This window comes from Kitasatospora sp. NPDC091276 (assembly GCF_040684355.1).
GTDB lineage: Bacteria > Actinomycetota > Actinomycetes > Streptomycetales > Streptomycetaceae > Kitasatospora.
This window is the reverse complement of record NZ_JBFBFU010000030.1, coordinates 1,112-17,126: the sequence shown is the minus strand read 5'-3', so window position 1 is coordinate 17,126 and position 16,015 is coordinate 1,112. Positions and strand designations below refer to the sequence as shown.

13 protein-coding genes and 2 pseudogenes are annotated in these 16,015 nt (G+C 75.1%); 4 read left to right on the top strand and 11 right to left on the bottom strand.

Annotation, left to right across the window (positions count from 1 at the left end; translation table 11 throughout):
- Positions 1–79: 79 nt before the first annotated feature.
- Positions 80–1,795 (top strand): annotated as a pseudogene (locus AB0O19_RS30340) (glycoside hydrolase family 15 protein); the annotation flags it as partial.
- Positions 1,796–1,815: 20 nt separating this feature from the next.
- Here the strand turns inward: AB0O19_RS30340 and AB0O19_RS30335 are convergent.
- The 3 genes from AB0O19_RS30335 to AB0O19_RS30325 form a co-directional block, all read right to left on the bottom strand.
- Positions 1,816–2,994, bottom strand: a complete 1,179-nt coding sequence (locus tag AB0O19_RS30335) for a glycosyltransferase family 4 protein (protein WP_363589361.1) — start codon at positions 2,992–2,994, stop codon at positions 1,816–1,818.
- 271 nt (positions 2,995–3,265) lie between these two features.
- The gene (gene recN / locus AB0O19_RS30330) at positions 3,266–4,999 is read right to left on the bottom strand and encodes a DNA repair protein RecN (RefSeq protein ID WP_363624208.1); all 1,734 of its coding nucleotides are present in this window, start codon (positions 4,997–4,999) and stop codon (positions 3,266–3,268) included.
- Positions 5,000–5,087: 88 nt separating this feature from the next.
- Positions 5,088–5,633 carry a hypothetical protein gene (locus AB0O19_RS30325; RefSeq protein WP_363589381.1) on the bottom strand — a complete coding sequence of 182 codons (546 nt, stop codon included), beginning with the start codon at positions 5,631–5,633 and terminating at the stop codon, positions 5,088–5,090.
- Between the two features lie 282 nt (positions 5,634–5,915).
- On the opposite strand from AB0O19_RS30325, the gene AB0O19_RS30320 reads away from it, so the two are divergent.
- Complete coding sequence (locus AB0O19_RS30320; protein ID WP_363624110.1) at positions 5,916–7,415, top strand: PLP-dependent aminotransferase family protein; 1,500 nt, start codon at positions 5,916–5,918, stop codon at positions 7,413–7,415.
- Between the two features lie 19 nt (positions 7,416–7,434).
- Here the strand turns inward: AB0O19_RS30320 and AB0O19_RS30315 are convergent, their stop codons facing one another.
- The 4 genes from AB0O19_RS30315 to AB0O19_RS30300 all read right to left on the bottom strand — a co-directional run bounded on the left by AB0O19_RS30315 (position 7,435) and on the right by AB0O19_RS30300 (position 10,355).
- The gene (locus AB0O19_RS30315) at positions 7,435–8,343 is read right to left on the bottom strand and encodes an NAD kinase (RefSeq protein WP_363624108.1); all 909 of its coding nucleotides are present in this window, start codon (positions 8,341–8,343) and stop codon (positions 7,435–7,437) included.
- A gap of 93 nt (positions 8,344–8,436) precedes the next feature.
- Positions 8,437–9,243 (bottom strand): TlyA family RNA methyltransferase, encoded by an 807-nt coding sequence (locus tag AB0O19_RS30310; RefSeq protein WP_363624206.1) that lies wholly within the window; start codon positions 9,241–9,243, stop codon positions 8,437–8,439.
- Between the two features lie 46 nt (positions 9,244–9,289).
- Positions 9,290–9,478 (bottom strand): hypothetical protein, encoded by a 189-nt coding sequence (locus AB0O19_RS30305; RefSeq protein ID WP_363624106.1) that lies wholly within the window; start codon positions 9,476–9,478, stop codon positions 9,290–9,292.
- Positions 9,462–10,355: a hypothetical protein gene (locus tag AB0O19_RS30300; RefSeq protein ID WP_363624104.1), complete on the bottom strand. Its 894-nt coding sequence runs from the start codon at positions 10,353–10,355 to the stop codon at positions 9,462–9,464. Before AB0O19_RS30300 ends, AB0O19_RS30305 begins: the two co-directional genes overlap by 17 nt.
- A 177-nt stretch (positions 10,356–10,532) precedes the next feature.
- Between AB0O19_RS30300 and AB0O19_RS30295 the strand changes: the two genes are divergently transcribed.
- Positions 10,533–10,880: an SCP2 sterol-binding domain-containing protein gene (locus tag AB0O19_RS30295; RefSeq protein ID WP_363624102.1), complete on the top strand. Its 348-nt coding sequence runs from the start codon at positions 10,533–10,535 to the stop codon at positions 10,878–10,880.
- A gap of 95 nt (positions 10,881–10,975) precedes the next feature.
- Here the strand turns inward: AB0O19_RS30295 and AB0O19_RS30290 are convergent, their stop codons facing one another.
- The gene (locus AB0O19_RS30290; RefSeq protein ID WP_363589373.1) at positions 10,976–12,013 is read right to left on the bottom strand and encodes an HAD-IIA family hydrolase; all 1,038 of its coding nucleotides are present in this window, start codon (positions 12,011–12,013) and stop codon (positions 10,976–10,978) included.
- Positions 12,014–12,114: 101 nt separating this feature from the next.
- Complete coding sequence (locus tag AB0O19_RS30285; protein ID WP_363624100.1) at positions 12,115–12,714, bottom strand: tetratricopeptide repeat protein; 600 nt, start codon at positions 12,712–12,714, stop codon at positions 12,115–12,117.
- A 92-nt stretch (positions 12,715–12,806) separates the two neighbouring features.
- On the opposite strand from AB0O19_RS30285, the gene AB0O19_RS30280 reads away from it, so the two are divergent.
- On the top strand, positions 12,807–14,177 hold the full coding sequence (locus AB0O19_RS30280; protein WP_363624098.1) for a DUF1015 domain-containing protein: 1,371 nt from the start codon (positions 12,807–12,809) through the stop codon (positions 14,175–14,177).
- 89 nt (positions 14,178–14,266) lie between these two features.
- On the opposite strand, the gene AB0O19_RS30275 is transcribed toward AB0O19_RS30280, so the two are convergent.
- Together AB0O19_RS30275 and AB0O19_RS30270 are read right to left on the bottom strand one after the other, a co-directional pair.
- Entirely contained in the window at positions 14,267–15,145 is an 879-nt protein-coding gene (locus AB0O19_RS30275; RefSeq protein ID WP_363624204.1) for a hypothetical protein, read from the bottom strand.
- A 120-nt stretch (positions 15,146–15,265) separates the two neighbouring features.
- Positions 15,266–16,015: pseudogene (locus AB0O19_RS30270) on the bottom strand (tetratricopeptide repeat protein); the annotation flags it as partial.

Sequence of the window (16,015 nt, the reverse complement as noted above, 5' to 3'; positions counted from 1 at the left end):
CCCCGCCCTCGGCCTCCCCCGCTTCACCGACACCGCCGATCTGAGGGTCCCGCCGCCCACCGCGGCCGCCCCCGCGGTGCCCGCCGACCGCCGCCGCTACCGGGGCGACTCGCTGGTCCTGGAACAGGAGTGGGACACCCAGGGCGGCACCGTCCGGGTGATCGACTTCATGCCGCCGCGCCCGCTGGCCGGCCGCGACGCCGTCCCCCAGGTGATCCGGATCGTCGAGGGCGTGTCCGGCACCGTCCGGATGCGCTCGGCGGTGCGGATGCGCTTCTCGTACGGGCGCATCGTGCCCTGGGTGCACCGGGTCGAGCAGGCCGGCGGCGGCCACCGCACCGTCGCCGTGGCCGGGCCCGACTCGGTGTGGCTGGACGGCGAGTCCGAGACCTACGGCCGCGACCTGACCACCTACGCCGACTTCACCGTCACCGCAGGCGAGCGGATCGCCTTCGCGCTGACGTGGCAGGCCTCCCACCTGGACGCGCCGAAGGCCCCGGACGCCGAGGAGATGCTCGACGCCACAACCGACTTCTGGCACGAGTGGGCCGCCCAGTGCACCTACCAGGGCCCCTACCGCGAGGCCGTGATCCGCTCCCTGATCACCCTCAAGGGCCTCACCTACGCCCCCACCGGCGGCATCGTCGCCGCCCCCACCACCTCGCTGCCCGAGGACATCGGCGGTGAGCGCAACTGGGACTACCGCTACACCTGGCTGCGCGACGCCGCGATCACCCTCTCCTCGCTGCTGCGCACCGGCTACCGCGACGAGGCCAAGGCCTGGCGCGAGTGGCTGCTGCGCGCCGTCGCCGGCGACCCGGAGAACCTCCAGATCATGTACGGCATCGCCGGCGAGCGCGAGCTCACCGAGTCCTCGCTGGACTGGCTGCCCGGCTACGAGGGCTCGCAGCCCGTCCGGGTCGGCAACGGCGCGGCCGGCCAGCTCCAGCTGGACGTCTACGGCGAGGTCGTCGAGGCCCTGCACCTGGCCCACATGACCGGCCTGGTCCGCAACGACCACGCCCACCACCTCCAGCTGCGCCTGATCGAGTACCTGGAGGACCACTGGCAGGAGCCGGACGAGGGCATCTGGGAGGTCCGCGGCCCGCGCCGGCACTTCGTCCACTCCAAGGTGATGGCCTGGGTCGCCGTCGACCGGACGATCAAGCTGCTGGAGCAGACCCCCGAGGACGCCCCCTCCGACGGCCACCTGGAGCGCTGGCGCGAGCTGCGCGAGACCATCCACCGGGACGTCTGCGAGAAGGGCTACGACCCGGAACGCAACACCTTCACCCAGTACTACGGCGGCAAGGAGCTGGACGCCTCGCTGCTGCTCATCCCCCAGGTCGGCTTCCTGCCGCCGGACGACAAGCGCGTCATCGGCACCATCGAGGCGATCCAGCGCGAGCTGTCCACCGAGGACGGCTTCGTGCTGCGCTACCCGACCCACGACGATTCGAGCGGCGACCACGTCGAGAACGTCGACGGCCTCTCCGGCCACGAGGGCGCCTTCCTGGCCTGCTCGTTCTGGCTGGCCGACGACCTCGCCATGATCGGCCGGGTGCAGGAGGCGCGCGAGCTGTTCGACCGGCTGCTCGCGCTGCGCAACGACCTCGGCCTGCTCGCCGAGGAGTGGGACCCGCGGCTCAAGCGCCAGGTCGGCAACTTCCCGCAGGCCTTCAGCCACGTCCCGCTGATCGACACCGCACTGCGGCTGACCGCCTGCGGCGGCGCCTACCTGTCCGCCCAGCCGGACGGCCTGGCGGCCGAGCGGGTCGAGCAGGCGACGGTCTAGCGGCCCGGCGGTCCGGCGGCCTAGGGCCGCTGGACCAGCTCGTCGTAGGTGCTGAGCACCTGGGCGACGGTGGCGGCCTCGTCCGGCCAGGTCTCGGCCTGCTGCCGGCCGGCCGCCACCAGCCGCTCGCGGCCCGCCGGGTCGGCCAGCAGCCCGCGCACCGCCCGGCCGATCGCGACCGGGTCGCCGGCCGGCACCAGCACGGCCGCGTCGCCGACCAGCTCGGGGATCCCGCCGACGGCGGTGGCGACCACCGGCACGCCGGCCCGCATCGACTCCTGCACCACCAGCGAGCGGGCCTCCCAGCGGCTGGCGACCACCACCACGTCGGCGGCCGCCAGCAGGTCGGGCACGTCGGTGCGGAAGCCGAGCAGCCGCACCGGCAGCTTCTCGGCGGCGACCCGCTCGCGCAGCCCGGCCGCCTCCGGGCCGTCCCCGGCGACCAGCAGCAGCGGCTCCGGGTCCAGCACGGACAGCTCGCGGGTGGCGTCCAGCAGCAGCCCGAAGGCCTTCTGCGGGACGAGCCGGCCGACCGCCAGCACCAGCGGCCGGTCCGGGCCGTCGCCGAGCAGCGCGGCGCGCGCCGCGGCCCGGTCGAGCCGGCCCTCGGGCATCGGCGGGGCGGCCACCGGGCCGAGCCGGGCGTCGGTGGCGCCCAGCTCGCGGGCCCGGGCGACCAGGTCGGAGGAGGCGCCGAGGACGAGGTCGGCGGCGCGCGCGACCCGGCGCTCCATCAGCCGCTGCAGGCGGCGTTCCAGGCCGGTGGCCAGCAGCGCGTGGTGGGAGGTGACCACCAGCGGGGTCTCCGGGCGCAGGCCCGGGAAGCGGCCTGCCGTGCGCAGGGCGAGGTCGGCGAGCAGTCCGGCGCGCAGCCCGTGCGCGTGCACCACGTCGGCGCCGGTGAAGGCCCGGCGCAGCTCACCGATCGCGGTGGCGTCACTGCGGGCGCCGGCGGTGGGGGTGATGTCGACGGTGTGGAACCTGGCGCCGGTGCGGGAGAAGCCGAACAGCGCGTCCGTGCCGGCCGGGGCGCACACCGTGACGATCACGCCGTGCGCGACGAGGCCCTGCGCCAGGGAGCGCACGTGGGCACCGATGCCGCCGGTGCTGGCGGCCAGGACGAGTACCACGTGCAGTTGCCCCGGTTCTGGGGTGGCAGCGGCGGCCCGGGCGGCGGAATGGTCCACGTTCTCTCGCATCCGACTCGATCAGGTTCGCGCGCCGCTTCGCGAGGGTTGCCCGTCGGCGGCGCTCGGGACTGGAAAGCCAATGTCCAGCCGCCACCATGCCAGGTCGGCGGCCCTCTTGGACAGTCGGCGCCACCAGGGGCGCGTCGCCTTCCGTCCGCAAGGGCCACCCGACCCTGTCGGCGGGTCGGGCACCCCGGCCAGGGCGTGTCGCAGCAGGTCCGGCCGGGCGCTCGACGCGAAGTGCCCCAGGCCCCGTCCGGCAAGATCGGCCGGACAGGGCCTAGCGGTGGCGCGGGGCCCTGGCGGCGGCCAGCAGTTCCTCGGCGTGGGCCCGGCCGAGCTCGGAGTCCTCCAGTCCGGCCAGCATCCTGGAGAGTTCGCGCACCCGCTCCTCGTCGTTCAGCACCTTGACGCCGCTGCGGGTCACGGTGCCGTCGTTGGTCTTCTCCACCACCAGGTGCCGGTCCGCGAAGGCGGCGACCTGCGGCAGGTGGGTGACCACCACGACCTGGGCGGATTCGGCCAGTTTGGCCAGCCGGCGGCCGATCTCGACCGCGGCCTTGCCGCCGACGCCCGCGTCCACCTCGTCGAACAGGTAGGTGGGGACGGGGTCGGCGCCCGCGAAGACCACCTCGACGGCGAGCATCACGCGGGACAGCTCACCTCCCGAGGCGCCCTTGGCGATCGGGCGGGGCTGGGCGCCGGGGTGCGGGGCGAGCAGCACCTCGACCTCGTCCACGCCGTGCGGGCCGTAGGCGACGGTGCGGCCGTCGACCTCGATCCCCGACAGGTCGTCGACCTGGGCGATCGAGAAGGTCACCCGGGCGTGCGGCATCGCCAGTTCGGCGAGTTCGGCGGAGACGGCCTCGGCGAAACGCCCGGCCGCGGCCTGCCGGGCGCCCGACACCTCGGCCGCCAGCTCGGCCAACTCGGCCCGCAGCGCGGTCTCCTGGGCGCCGAGCCGGTCGATCCGGTCGTCGTCGCCGTCGAGTTCGGCGAGCCGGGCGGAGCCGGCCTCGGCCCAGGCGAGCACCTCGGCGAGGGAGTTCTCCGGGCCGCCGTACTTGCGCAGCAGCTGGGCCAGGACGGCCCGGCGGTCCTCGACGGCGGCGAGCCGGACGGGGTCGGCGTCCAGGTCGTCCGCGTAGCCGGCCAGGTCGCCGGCCACGTCGGCGAGCAGGTAGCCGACCTCGTTGAGGCGGTCGGCGAGGCCGGCGAGGCGCTCGTCGTGGTGGCGCACGGCGTCCAGCGCGCGGCGGGACTGCGCGAGCAGGGTGCCCGCGTCCAGTGCCTCCGGGTCGGCCGGGTCCCCGGCCAGGGCGGCGTGGGCGAGGGTCGCGGCGGAGGACAGCGCGTCGGCGTGGCCCAGCCGCTCGGCCTCGGCGGCCAGCTCCGTGTCCTCGCCGGCCACCGGCTCGGCGTCGGCGATCTCGTCCAGGCCGAAGCGCAGCAGATCGGCCTCCTGCGCGCGTTCACGGGCCCGGGTGGTCAGCTCCTCCAGGGTGGCCGAGACCTCGCGCAGGCTCCGGTAGGTCTCCCGGTAGCGGGCCAGCGGCTCGGCCACCGCCTCGCCCGCGTACCGGTCCAGCGCGCCGCGCTGGCGGGCCGGGCGCAGCAGCCGCTGCTGGTCGGTCTGGCCGTGCACGGCGATCAGTTCCTCGCCGAGTTCGGTGAGCAGCCCGACCGGGACCGCCCGCCCGCCGACGTACGCCCGGGAACGGCCCTCGGCGGAGACGGTCCGGCTGATCAGCAGGGCGCCCTCGTCCAGTTCGGCCCCGGCCTCGGCCGCGCGGACCGCCGCCGGGGAGCCGGCGGGCAGCTCCAGCCGGCCCTCGACGACGGCGCGTCCGGTCCCGTTGCGCACCAGGCCCGGGTCGGCGCGGCCGCCGAGCAGCAGTCCGAGGCTGGTCACGACCATGGTCTTTCCGGCGCCGGTCTCACCGGTCACGGCGGTGAAGCCGGGGGCGAGTTCGACCACCGCGTCGTCGATGACCCCAAGATCCCGTATCCGCATCTCGTCCAACACGGAGACGACCTTACGAGGTTCCACCCCCGGCGCGCGACGAGCGGCAACGCCGCGCGGCAACTCCGTGCCCGGAAGTTCACCCCTTCCGGGGCGTTTGCCCGGGTCCCGGCACCGTGCACCACGGCAGGAAGATCTGCACCAGCGGGCCGATCGCCAGTGCGTACGCGACCGTGCCGACCCCGGCGGTGCCGCCCAGCAGGACGCCGGCGACCAGCACCGTCACCTCGATGCCGGTGCGGATCAGCCGCAGCGAACGCCCGGTGCGCCGGTGCAGGCCGGTCATCAGGCCGTCGCGCGGGCCGGGGCCCAGGCGGGCACCGATGTAGAGGCCGGTGGCCAGGCCGTTGAGCAGGATCGCGGCGGCCATCAGCGCTATCCGGGCGGGCAGCCCGTGCGGGCCGTCGACCATCCGCAGCGTGAGGTCCATCGAGGCGCCCAGCACCAGCACGTTGGCGACGGTGCCGACGCCCGGGCGCTGGCGGATCGGGATCCACAGCAGCAGGACCAGGGCGCCGCAGATGGTCACCCAGGTGCCCACCGAGAGGCCGGCGACGCGTTGCAGGCCCTGGTGGAAGACGTCCCACGGGTCGAGGCCGAGGCCGGAGCGCAGCATCAGCGCCATGCTCGCGCCGTACAGGTAGAGGCCGACGGCGAGCTGCGGGATCCGGCGGCCCAGGGCGTGGGTGTCGCCGAGCACCCGGGCGGCGAGCGGGGGCCGGGCGGCCTCCGGGACGGGTTCGGACGTGGTCGTGGGCGTGGTCGTGGTGGCCATCGGGCGCTCCTGCGGGTGGTGCTGCACCCCGGGCGGCCCCGGCGGTGGCGGACTCGACGGCCGCACTGCCATGATGGTCAGGCCAATAGAGCCCACTCCAGGGCCAATTTCGAGCAAGTGGACTGATCAGCCTTGGCCGACTGGCACACCACCGTCACCCCGCCCGCGCTCGCCCGACTGCTCGCCGCCGCCCGGCTGCCCGAACCGGCCACCGCCCGCCGCCCCGCCTACCGGACCCTCGCCGGGCAGATCCGGCTGCTGGTCACCGAGGGCCGCCTGCCGGTCGGCGCCCGGCTGCCCGCCGAACGCGAACTCGCCGGCGCCCTGGAGCTGAGCCGCACCACCGTCGCCACCGCCTACGAGACCCTGCGCGCCGACGGCTACCTGCTCAGCCGCCGCGGCGCCGGCAGCTGGACCGCCCTGCCCGAGGGCGCCCCGCCGCCCAGCGACGCGCTGCACCCCGTCCCCCCGGACGAGCAGGGCCGCACCCTGGACCTCGGGGTCGCCGCCCTGCCGGCCCCGCAGCCGTTCCTCGGCGAGGCCACCGTCCGGGCCGTCGAGCAACTGCCCTGCTACGCCGCCGGGCACGGCCACTACCCCACCGGCGTCCCGGTGCTGCGCGAGGCCCTCGCCCGCCGCTACACCCAGCGCGGCCTGCCCACCACCCCCGACCAGATCCTCGTCACCACCGGCGCGATGGGCGGGCTGCACCTGGTCCAGCGGGCGCTGATCGGTCGCGGCGACCGGGTCGCCGTCGAGGCGCCCAGCTACGCCCACACCCTTCAGGCGCTCCGGATCACCGGCGCCCGCCTGGTGCCGGTGCCGTACGGCTACCGCCCCCAGCCCGAGTGGGACCTCGCCGAGTGGCGCGGGGTGCTGCGCGGGGCCGCGCCCAAGGTCGCCTACGTGATCCCCGACTTCCACAATCCGACCGGTGCGCTGATCGGCGAGGAGCAGCGCCGCGAGCTGCTGGCCGCCGCCCGGGCCGCCGGCAGCATCGTCCTGGTCGACGAGACCACCGCCGAACTCGGCTGGGGCGTACCGGAGTCCGTCCCGCTGCCGCGCCCGATGGCGGCGCTGGACCGGTCCACCCAGGTGGTCACCGTCGGCTCGGCCAGCAAGCTGCTCTGGGGCGGCCTGCGGATCGGCTGGGTCCGGGCCGCGCCCGCGCTGGTGCGCCGGCTAGCCGCCGACCGGGTCTACAGCGACGTCGGCACGCCGGTCCTGGAACAGCTGATCGCCGCCGAACTGCTGGGCGAGCCGCTGCCCGCCGTCCGGGCGCACCAGCTGGACCGGCTACGGGCGACGGCGCACGCCTTCGCCGCCGCACTGCCCGAGCACCTGCCGGGCTGGTCGTTCACTCCGCCGCCCGGCGGCCTCTCGCTCTGGGTGTCCACCGGCGGGCTGTCCGGCGCGGCGCTGGCCCGGGCCGGGGAACGCGCCGGGGTGCGGATCGCCTCGGGCAACCGGTTCGGCTCGGACGGAGCGTTCGAGCACCACATCCGGATCCCGCTCACCGTGCCGGCCCCGGCCGTCCCCGCCGCCGTGCAGCGGCTCGCCGAGACCGCCACCCGGGCGACGGCGGGCGGCCGGTACGGGCCGCCCGGCGACACCCCGCCGCTGGCGATCTGACCGGCGAACCGACGGGCGGTCAGCAGTGGGTGTTCGCCCGCCCGCGCCAACCCGTCACCGGCAACGCGAACTTGGCCACCAGCCGGTCGGTGAACGGCGCCCGGTGCAGTCTGGCCAGGCGCACCGGGGTCTGCCCCCGGCGGACCTCCACCCGTGCGCCGGCGGGCAGTTCGACCGTGCGCCGCCCGTCGCACCAGAGCACGCCGTGCGGGGTCTTGGGCTGCACCTCGACGGCCAGCACCGAGTCCGGCGAGGTCACCAGCGGGCGGGCGAACAGCGCGTGCGCGGAGATCGGCACCATCAGCAGCGCCTCCACCTCCGGCCACACCACCGGCCCGCCGCCGGAGAACGCGTACGCGGTGGAACCGGTCGGCGTCGCGCACACCACGCCGTCGCAGCCGAAGTTGGAGACCGGGCGGCCGTCCACCTCGGTCACCACCTCCAGCATCCGCTCCCGGGACGCCTTCTCTATCGACGCCTCGTTCAACGCCCAGTCCTGGTGCACCACATCGCCGTTGGTGCGGACGATGACGTCGATCGTCATCCGCTCCTCGACCTCGTAGTCGGCGTCGACCACCCGCTCGACCACCACGGCCAGATCGTCCCGCTCGGCCTCGGCGAGGAACCCGACCCGGCCCAGGTTGATCCCGAGCATCGGCAGCCCGTGCTCGCGGGCCAGCTCCGCCCCGCGCAGCAGCGTCCCGTCCCCGCCGGCGACCAGGATCAGCTCGCAGCCGTCCGCCGCGCCCGGCCCCCCGGCCACCTTCTCGACCCCGTCCGGCAGGTCCAGGTCCAGCGCCTCGGAGGCGAGCAGTCTGATCCGGATGCCCGCCTTCAGCAGCCCGTGCACCAGGGCCTCGACGCTGCGCAGCGCCGCCGCCCGGCCGGTGTGCGCGATCAGGAAGACCGTACGTTCGTCATCGCTCATGCCGCTGCCCTCTCCCTCACGCCTGCCGGGTCGCCTTCGGCCCCGGTACGGCCGCGTCACACAGCATGACGGACCGGACGCCCCCACAGCACCCTATCGGGGCCCCTCCGCGACGGCCCGGTCCGCCTCGGCGGGATCCAGCTGCGGGGCGTCCCGGCGCAGCCACAGGAAGTACTCCACGTTCCCGGACGGGCCCGGCAGCGGGCTCGCGGTGACGGCGCGCACGCCCAGCCCGAGCTCCCACGCCTGCCCGGCGACCTGGCGCACCATCTCGGCGCGCAGCTGGGGGCTGCGCACCACCCCGCCGCTGCCCAGGCGCTCCTTGCCGATCTCGAACTGCGGCTTGACCATCAGCACCAGGTCCGCGTCCCCGGCCGCGCAGGCGGCCAGCGCGGGCAGCACCAGGCCCAGCGAGATGAACGACAGGTCGCCGACCACCAGGTCGACCGGGGTGCCGCCGATCAGCTCCAGGGTCAGCTCCCGGACGTTGGTGCGGTCCATCACCGTCACCCGCTCGTCGCTCTGCAGCGACCACGCGAGCTGCCCGTAGCCGACGTCCACCGCCAGCACGCCGGCCGCGCCGGCCCGCAGCAGGACGTCGGTGAAGCCGCCGGTGGAGGCGCCCGCGTCCAGCGCCCGGCGGCCCTCGACCACCAGGCCCTGCGGGACGAAGGCGGCGAACGCCCCGGCCAGCTTGTGCCCGCCGCGCGAGACGTAGTCGGGGTCGTTGTCGTCCTCGGCCACCACGACCGCGGCCGAGGTCTCCACCTGGGTGGCCGGCTTGGTCGCGGTGGTGCCTCCGACGGTCACCCGGCCGGCCGCGATCAGCTCGGACGCGTGCTCACGCGACCGGGCCAGCTTGCGGCGGACCAGCTCCGCGTCGAGTCGGCGTCGTGCCACTGCCACTGGTGTTCAGCTCCTACGGGTCCTGCGGGTCGTTCCAGGGTCATTCCTGGTCGAGCGCGGCCAGCGTGTCGGCCAGCCGCTGGTGAACATCTTCGTACACCTCGACGTGCGCCTCGGCCGGGACCCCGTCCAGGGCCTCCAGCCGGGCCAGCCCGGCGTCCACGACGGGGTGGCCGGTCGGGGTCGGTCCCACTCCGAGCGGTTCGACGGCTTCAGCTGGTCCGGTCATCGGGCTTCTTCGTGCTGGTGGCCTTGCGGACGGTGGTCTTCTTCGTCGCCGTACGCTTCGCGGGCGCCTTGGGCTGCGCGGGCGGCTCGGCGGCGGCCTGCTGCGCGGTGGCGGTCTTCTTGACGGCCGTCTTGCGCACGGTCGTCTTCTTGGCGGCCGTGTTCTTGGCCACCGGCTTCTTGGCCGCCGCCTTCTTCGCCGGGGACTTCTTCGCCCCGGCCCGGCCCGCCGCCGGGGCCTTCTCCGCCGAGGTCTGCTCCGCCGGGGCCGGCTCCGCTGCCGTGGGCTTCTTCGCCGGGGTCCGCTTCGCGGCGGCCTTCCCCGGTAGCGACGGCCGTACCGGCGGGACGGGCGGGTCGACCTCGACCGGCTCGTCCACCTCCACCCGTTCGGCCACTATCGGCTCCCCCGCCGCCGGGGCCGCCGGCTGCTCGTCCGCCCGCTCCCAGCCGCGCCCGAACAGGTCGTCCGCCCGGGGCGCCGGCGCCGGCTCCGCCGCCTCGTCGAACCCGGCCGAGCGCACCGCGGGCTCGGCCTCCTCCTCGACCTCGCGCAGCTTGCTCTCCAGATAGGCGAGCACCACGCCGACCTTCATCACCTGGTCGCCGACCTTCTCGAAGGCCTTCTCCACCTCGCCGCGCGCCACCCCGACGGCCAGGTCCACCCCGGCCCGCCCGGCGGTGACCGCCTCCTCCGCCAGCGTCTGCAGCGTCTTCGCCGACGGCGGGAACTGCCCGCCGAGCCGGCGCTCGACCTCGGTGACGTCGACCCCGGTCCGCTCCAGGATCACGGCCGCCGTCCCGACGACCCGCTTGCCGACCTCCTCCGCCAGCCCGGCGGCGACCTCCACCACTCCCCGCACCGTCCTCGGCAGCATCCGGGTGCCTCCTTAGCGCCTGCGCGCATCGCTCCGTCGCCGTCGGTGCCCGGGCCGATCCGGGCATCCCACGGACGACGCTACCGCCAAAACCCGCCTGCGGTACCGTGGCCCGGCAGGGACCATCGCCGTCACCTGCCGCAACCACCAGGGAACCCAGGGAGGGGAACCACCGCCATGGCCAACGCCGAGGAGTGCCGCGAGGCACTGGAACAGCTCAGCCGGAACATGGCGAAGTCCACCGGTGACGTCCGCAAGGCGGCCGCTCTCGACCGCTCGCTCAGCTGCCGGATCACCGACCTCGACCTGACCTTCACCGGCCAACTGCGCGACGGCCGGATCCACGACCTCGCCTCGGCCCCCGGCGCCCCGGCCGAGAAGGCGGCGATCCGGCTCACCATGAGCAGCGACGACCTGGTCGCCGTGGTCTTCGGCGGGCTCAACTTCGCGTCCGCCTGGGCGGGCGGCCGGATCCGGCTGGAGGCGAGCTTCCGCGATCTGCTGCGGCTGCGCACCCTGCTCTGAACCCGGCCGCCGTGGTCCTTCCCTCTTGGACCCGAGCGCTCCGGACCCGAGTGCTCCGGACCCGACCGCCCTCGTGTTGAGCGCCGCGCGGCGGCTCAGAACCCCAGCTCGGCCAGGGCCTTGCGCCCGTCGGCCGGTGCGCCGTCCGCGTCCAGCGCCGTCCACGCCGCCGCGCACAGCGCCCGCAGACCGTCCCAGCGGTCCCCGCCGCCGTCCAGCCGCAGCACGCCACCGGCGGCCGACGCGACCCAGCCGCCGCAACCGAAGCCGTCCGCCCCGGTCGTGACCGCCGGGTGCGGCTCCAGCAGCCCGCGCAGGTCCGCCGACAGGTAGGTCGGCCGGTGCTCGGCCGGGGCCGCCAGCAGCTGCGCCGGGGTGGTCACCCCGGTGAAGACCAGCAGGCTGTCCACCCCGCCGTTGAACGCGCCCTCGATGTCGGTGTCCAGCCGGTCGCCGACCACCAGTGGCCGCCGCGCGCCGGTCCGCAGCACGGTCTCCCGGTGCATCGGCGGCTGCGGCTTGCCCGCCACCACCGGGTCCACCCCGGCGGCGGCCCGCACCGCCGCCACCAGCGTCCCGTTGCCGGGCGCGATGCCGCGCGCGGTCGGGATGGTCAGGTCGGTGTTGGAGGCCACCCACGGCAACCCCTGCTGCACCGCGTACGCGGCCTCCGCCAGCTGCGCCCAGCCGACCGACGGGTCGTAGCCCTGGACCACCGCGAGCGGCTCCTCGGCCAGCGAGCGGACGGCGACCAGCCCGCGCTCGGCCAGCGCCTCCTCCAGCCCCGGGCCCCCCACGACCAGCACCTTCGCCCCGGCCGGCACCTTCTCGGCGACCACCCGGGCGGCCGCCTGCGCCGAGTTGATCACGTCGGCCGGCTCGGCCGGCACGCCCAGCCCGGTCAGGTGCTCGGCCACCACCCGCGGCGGGCGGGAGGCGTTGTTGGTCACGTACGCGAGCCGCATCCCGGCCGTCCGGGCGGCGGCCAGCGCGTCCACGGCGTGCTCGATCGCGTGCGGGCCCGCGTAGACCACGCCGTCCAGGTCCAGCAGCGCCGTGTCGTACGCCTCGGTCAGCGGCTGCTCGCTGCCGCCGGGGGCGGTCCGTCGCACGGTGGTGGCCGTCTCGGTCATGGCTGCGCTACCTCATTCACTGCGTCGTTCGCTTCCTCGGGTGCCCCCGAGCGGGTGGCCCTTGAGCCGGTGGGCCCTTGAGCGGGTGGGCCCCGAGCCGGTCAGACCTCGTCGTCCGCACCGGCGTCGCCCGTCGGCGCCCCGTCCGGACCCGGCGGGGGCGCCAGGTACCCGGGTGCCCCGGGCAGCAACGGGCCGAACGCCCCGGCGCGGGCCGCCAGGGTCGCCCTGGTCTGCCGCAGCGCCGCCTGGTAGTGCTCGGTGCCCGGCCGCATGGCCACGGCCAGCGCCAGGTGCTCGGCGGACGTCTCGAAGTCGCCCAGCCGGGCCGCCGCGACGCCCCACCCGAACTGAGCGTAGTCGTCCGACGGATCGGCCAGCGCGACGGCCCGGAAGTTCTCCAGCGCCGCCGCGTACGAACCGGTGTCGAACTGGGCCCGCGCCAGCGTCTCCCGGATGCTGCGCGACTGCGGCTCGGCCGCCGCCGCCCGGACCAGCAGCTGCTCGGCGGCCGCCGGGTTGCCCTGGGCCAGCAGCCTGCCGCCGCGCCGGAACCAGTCGTACACGTCCCCGGTCGGCTCGCCGGAACGCCCCTGCGCCGGCACCCCGCCGTGCGCCGGAGCGCCCCCGCCGCCGGCGCCGGCCGGCCCACCCTGCTCGGCCGGGCCGCTGCCGTCCAGCCGTTCCTGCCCGTCGTCCATGCGGTACCTCGCCCTCGGTCGCACACCCGTCCCACAGGTCAGCACGGGTATTCCGATCTCTCAACAACGCGTACCCGGTTACGATGCCCAGAATGAGCACACCCAGTGCAGAAGACGGAGTCGAGACTCCCGAGGGCGGCCCCGGCGATCCCGGGCACGTCGCCACCGCAGGCCTGTCCCTGTCACCCTTCCGAGGCCTGCGCTACGTCCCCGATCGGGTCGGCGCCCTGGCCGCGGTCATGTCACCGCCGTACGACGTCGTCGACCCCGGCCGCCGGCTCGACCTGGAGACCGCCGACCCGCACAACGTGGTCCGGCTGATCCTGCCCAGGCCCGAGCCCGAGGACGCCGGCGACCGGCCCGACCGCGACACCAAGTACCGGCACGCCGCCCGGCTCCTGGCCGCCTGGCAGCGCGAGGGGATCCTCGCCGCCGACGCGGCGCCCGCGCTCTACGTCTACGAGCAGCGCGTGCCCGCCACCGGGGACTCCCCCGAACTGCTCCAACGCGGGCTGATCGGCGCCCTCGCGGTGAGCGGTCGCGAGGCCGGCGTGGTCCTCCCCCACGAAGACGTGATGCCGCGGCCGGTCGCCGACCGGGTCGGCCTGATGCGCACCACCCGGGCCAACCTCGAACCGCTGCTGCTCACCTACCGCGGCGGCGGCGGCGCCTCCGGCGTCATCGAACGGACCGTCCAGGGCGAGCCGCTGCTCTCCACGGCCACCAGCGACGGCACCCACCACCGCCTCTGGGCCGTCGCCGACCCCGCCGAGATCGCCGAGATCAGCCGCGACCTCGCCACCTGCCGGGCCCTGATCGCCGACGGCCACCACCGCTGGGAGATGTACCTCCGCCTCCAGCGCGAGCACCGCCACCTGCCGCGCAGCCCCTGGGACCGCGGCCTGGTGCTCCTGGTGGACACCGCCCGCTACCCGCTGCGGGTCCGGGCCATCCACCGGGTGCTGTACCGGCTGCCCGTGGCCGAGGCACTGGAGAGGCTCGGCGACCAGTGGAAGGTCAAGGAGGTCCCCGGCCCGCTGACCGCCGCCCTCCAGGCGCTCGCCGAACAGAAACGGCACGGCGGCAACGGCTTCATACTGACCGGCGGGGACGGCGTGTACTGGCTGCTCGGCGAGCCCGAGGAGGCACTGCTCGACGCCACCGTGCCGCACGACCGGCCCGAGGAGTGGCGCCACCTGGACGCCACCGTCCTGCACGCCACCCTGCTCGACCGCACCTGGCACGTCCCCGACGGCCCGGACGACATCGGCTACCTGCACACCGCCGCAGCCGCCGAGCAGGAGGCCGCACGCACCGGCGGCACCGCCGTCCTGCTGCACCCGGTCCGGGAGAGCGTGGTCCGCAGGCTCGCCGAACAGGGCGTCACCATGCCGCGCAAGTCCACCTCCTTCGGGCCGAAGCCGGCCACCGGACTGGTGCTGCGCAACCTCGAACTGGGCTAGGTTCCCCGCCGGAACGCGAAGAGGCCCTGCCCGCTTCCCCTGGGATTCCAGGGGAAGCGGGCAGGGCCTCACTCGTCGGTCGGAGCCGCTCAGCTGCGGGCGTCGCCCTTGGCCTCGGCGTCAGCCTTCGCCTCGTCCTTGGCCTCGTCCTTGGCCTCGGCGGCGCGCGCGGGCACCACGCCGTCGAACTCCTCGTCGATCTCGAGGTCGTCCTCGTCGTAGTACTCCTCGACGTCCTCCTCGTCCTCGAAGATGACGCGGTCGTCGGAGGCCTCGCCGCCGCGCTTCTTCGCCGGGGCGTCGGCCTGCTCGGACTCCTCCTCGGCCATCTCCGGGTCGAGCGCGTCCACGAACTCCACGCCGTCGATCTCGGCCAGGCGCTCCGCCGCGTTCGTCGTGCCGTCGGTGTCGGCCTCGGCCGCCTTCGCGAACCAGTCACGGGCCTCGTCGCCACGGCCGGCCGCGATCAGCGCCTCGCCGTAGGCGTACCGAAGACGCGCGGTCCACGGGTGCACGGCGCTGGAGGCCAGCTCCGGGCTCTGCAGGGTCACCACGGCCGCGTCGAACTGCTCCATGTCGGAGCGGGCGCCGGCGGACACCAGGCGCATCTCGACCTGGCCAGCCTTGTCCAGCTGCTTCACCTCGGGCTCACCGGCCATCGCCAGTGCCCGCTCCGGACGGCCCAGACCGCGCTCGCAGTCGGCCATCACGGGCCACAGGTCCGCGCGGCCGGTCATCCGACGGGCGGCACGGAACTCGGTCAGCGCCTCGGAGTACCGCTGCGTCATGTACGAGGCGAAACCGGCCGCCTCACGGACGGCGGCCACGCGGGAGGCCAGGCGGAGCGCGACGCGGGAGAACTGGTAGGCCTCCTCCGGCTCGGTGTCGAGCAGGCGGGCCACCATCACCAGGTTGCGGGCGACGTCGTCCGCGAGCGTCTTGGGAAGGCTCTTGAGCTCCTGGCGCACGTCCCCGTCCAGCTCGAAGCCGGTGACGTCCTCCGGGATCGGCAGGCGCTTGACGGGCTCGTAGTTGCCACGACGGTCGTCGTAGCCGCCCCGGTCGTCACGGCGGTCATCGCGGTTGCCGCGGTAGCCGCCGCGGTCGTCCCGACGGTCGCCGCGGTCGCGGTTGAAGCCGCCACCGGAGGGGCGGTCGTCACGACGGAAGCCGCCGCGGTCGCCACCACGGTCATCGCGGTTGAAACCACCCGACGGGCGGTCGCCGCGGTCACGGTTGAAACCGCCACCGGAAGGACGGTCGTCACGACGGAAGCCACCGCGGTCGTCGCGGTCGCGGTTGAAACCGCCACCGGACGGACGGTCGTCACGACGCGGACGGTCGTCACGGTCACGGTTGAAGCCGCCCGGACGGTCATCGCGACGGAAACCGCCACCACCGGACGGGCGGTCGCCGCGGTCGCGGTTGAAACCGCCACCGGAGGGGCGGTCGTCACGACGGAAGCCACCGCGGTCGCCACCACGGTCATCGCGGTTGAAACCACCCGACGGGCGGTCCCCACGGTCACGGTTGAAACCGCCACCGGAGGGGCGGTCGTCACGACGGAAGCCGCCACGATCGTCGCGGTCGCGGTTGAAACCGCCACCGGACGGACGGTCGTCACGACGCGGACGGTCGTCACGGTTGAAGCCGCCACCGGAGGGGCGGTCGTCGCGACGGAAGCCGCCACGGTCGCCACCACGGTCATCGCGGTTGAAACCACCCGACGGGCGGTCGCCACGGTCACGGTTGAAGCCGCCACCGGAGGGGCGGTCGTCGCGACGGAAGCCGCCACGGTCGCCACCACGGTCATCGCGGTTGAAACCACCCGACGGGCG

Excerpts from the sequence above, each read along its gene's own strand:
- AB0O19_RS30280 (WP_363624098.1), top strand. The coding sequence starts at position 12,807 with ATGAGCACACCCAGTGCAGAAGACGGAGTCGAGACTCCCGAGGGCGGC.
- AB0O19_RS30305 (WP_363624106.1), bottom strand. The coding sequence starts at position 9,478 with ATGACCGGACCAGCTGAAGCCGTCGAACCGCTCGGAGTGGGACCGACC.
- recN (WP_363624208.1), bottom strand. The coding sequence starts at position 4,999 with ATGCGGATACGGGATCTTGGGGTCATCGACGACGCGGTGGTCGAACTC.
- AB0O19_RS30285 (WP_363624100.1), bottom strand. The coding sequence starts at position 12,714 with ATGGACGACGGGCAGGAACGGCTGGACGGCAGCGGCCCGGCCGAGCAG.
- AB0O19_RS30335 (WP_363589361.1), bottom strand. The coding sequence starts at position 2,994 with ATGCGAGAGAACGTGGACCATTCCGCCGCCCGGGCCGCCGCTGCCACC.
- AB0O19_RS30325 (WP_363589381.1), bottom strand. The coding sequence starts at position 5,633 with ATGGCGCTGATGCTGCGCTCCGGCCTCGGCCTCGACCCGTGGGACGTC.
- AB0O19_RS30290 (WP_363589373.1), bottom strand. The coding sequence starts at position 12,013 with ATGACCGAGACGGCCACCACCGTGCGACGGACCGCCCCCGGCGGCAGC.
- AB0O19_RS30315 (WP_363624108.1), bottom strand. The coding sequence starts at position 8,343 with ATGAGCGATGACGAACGTACGGTCTTCCTGATCGCGCACACCGGCCGG.
- AB0O19_RS30295 (WP_363624102.1), top strand. The coding sequence starts at position 10,533 with ATGGCCAACGCCGAGGAGTGCCGCGAGGCACTGGAACAGCTCAGCCGG.
- AB0O19_RS30300 (WP_363624104.1), bottom strand. The coding sequence starts at position 10,355 with ATGCTGCCGAGGACGGTGCGGGGAGTGGTGGAGGTCGCCGCCGGGCTG.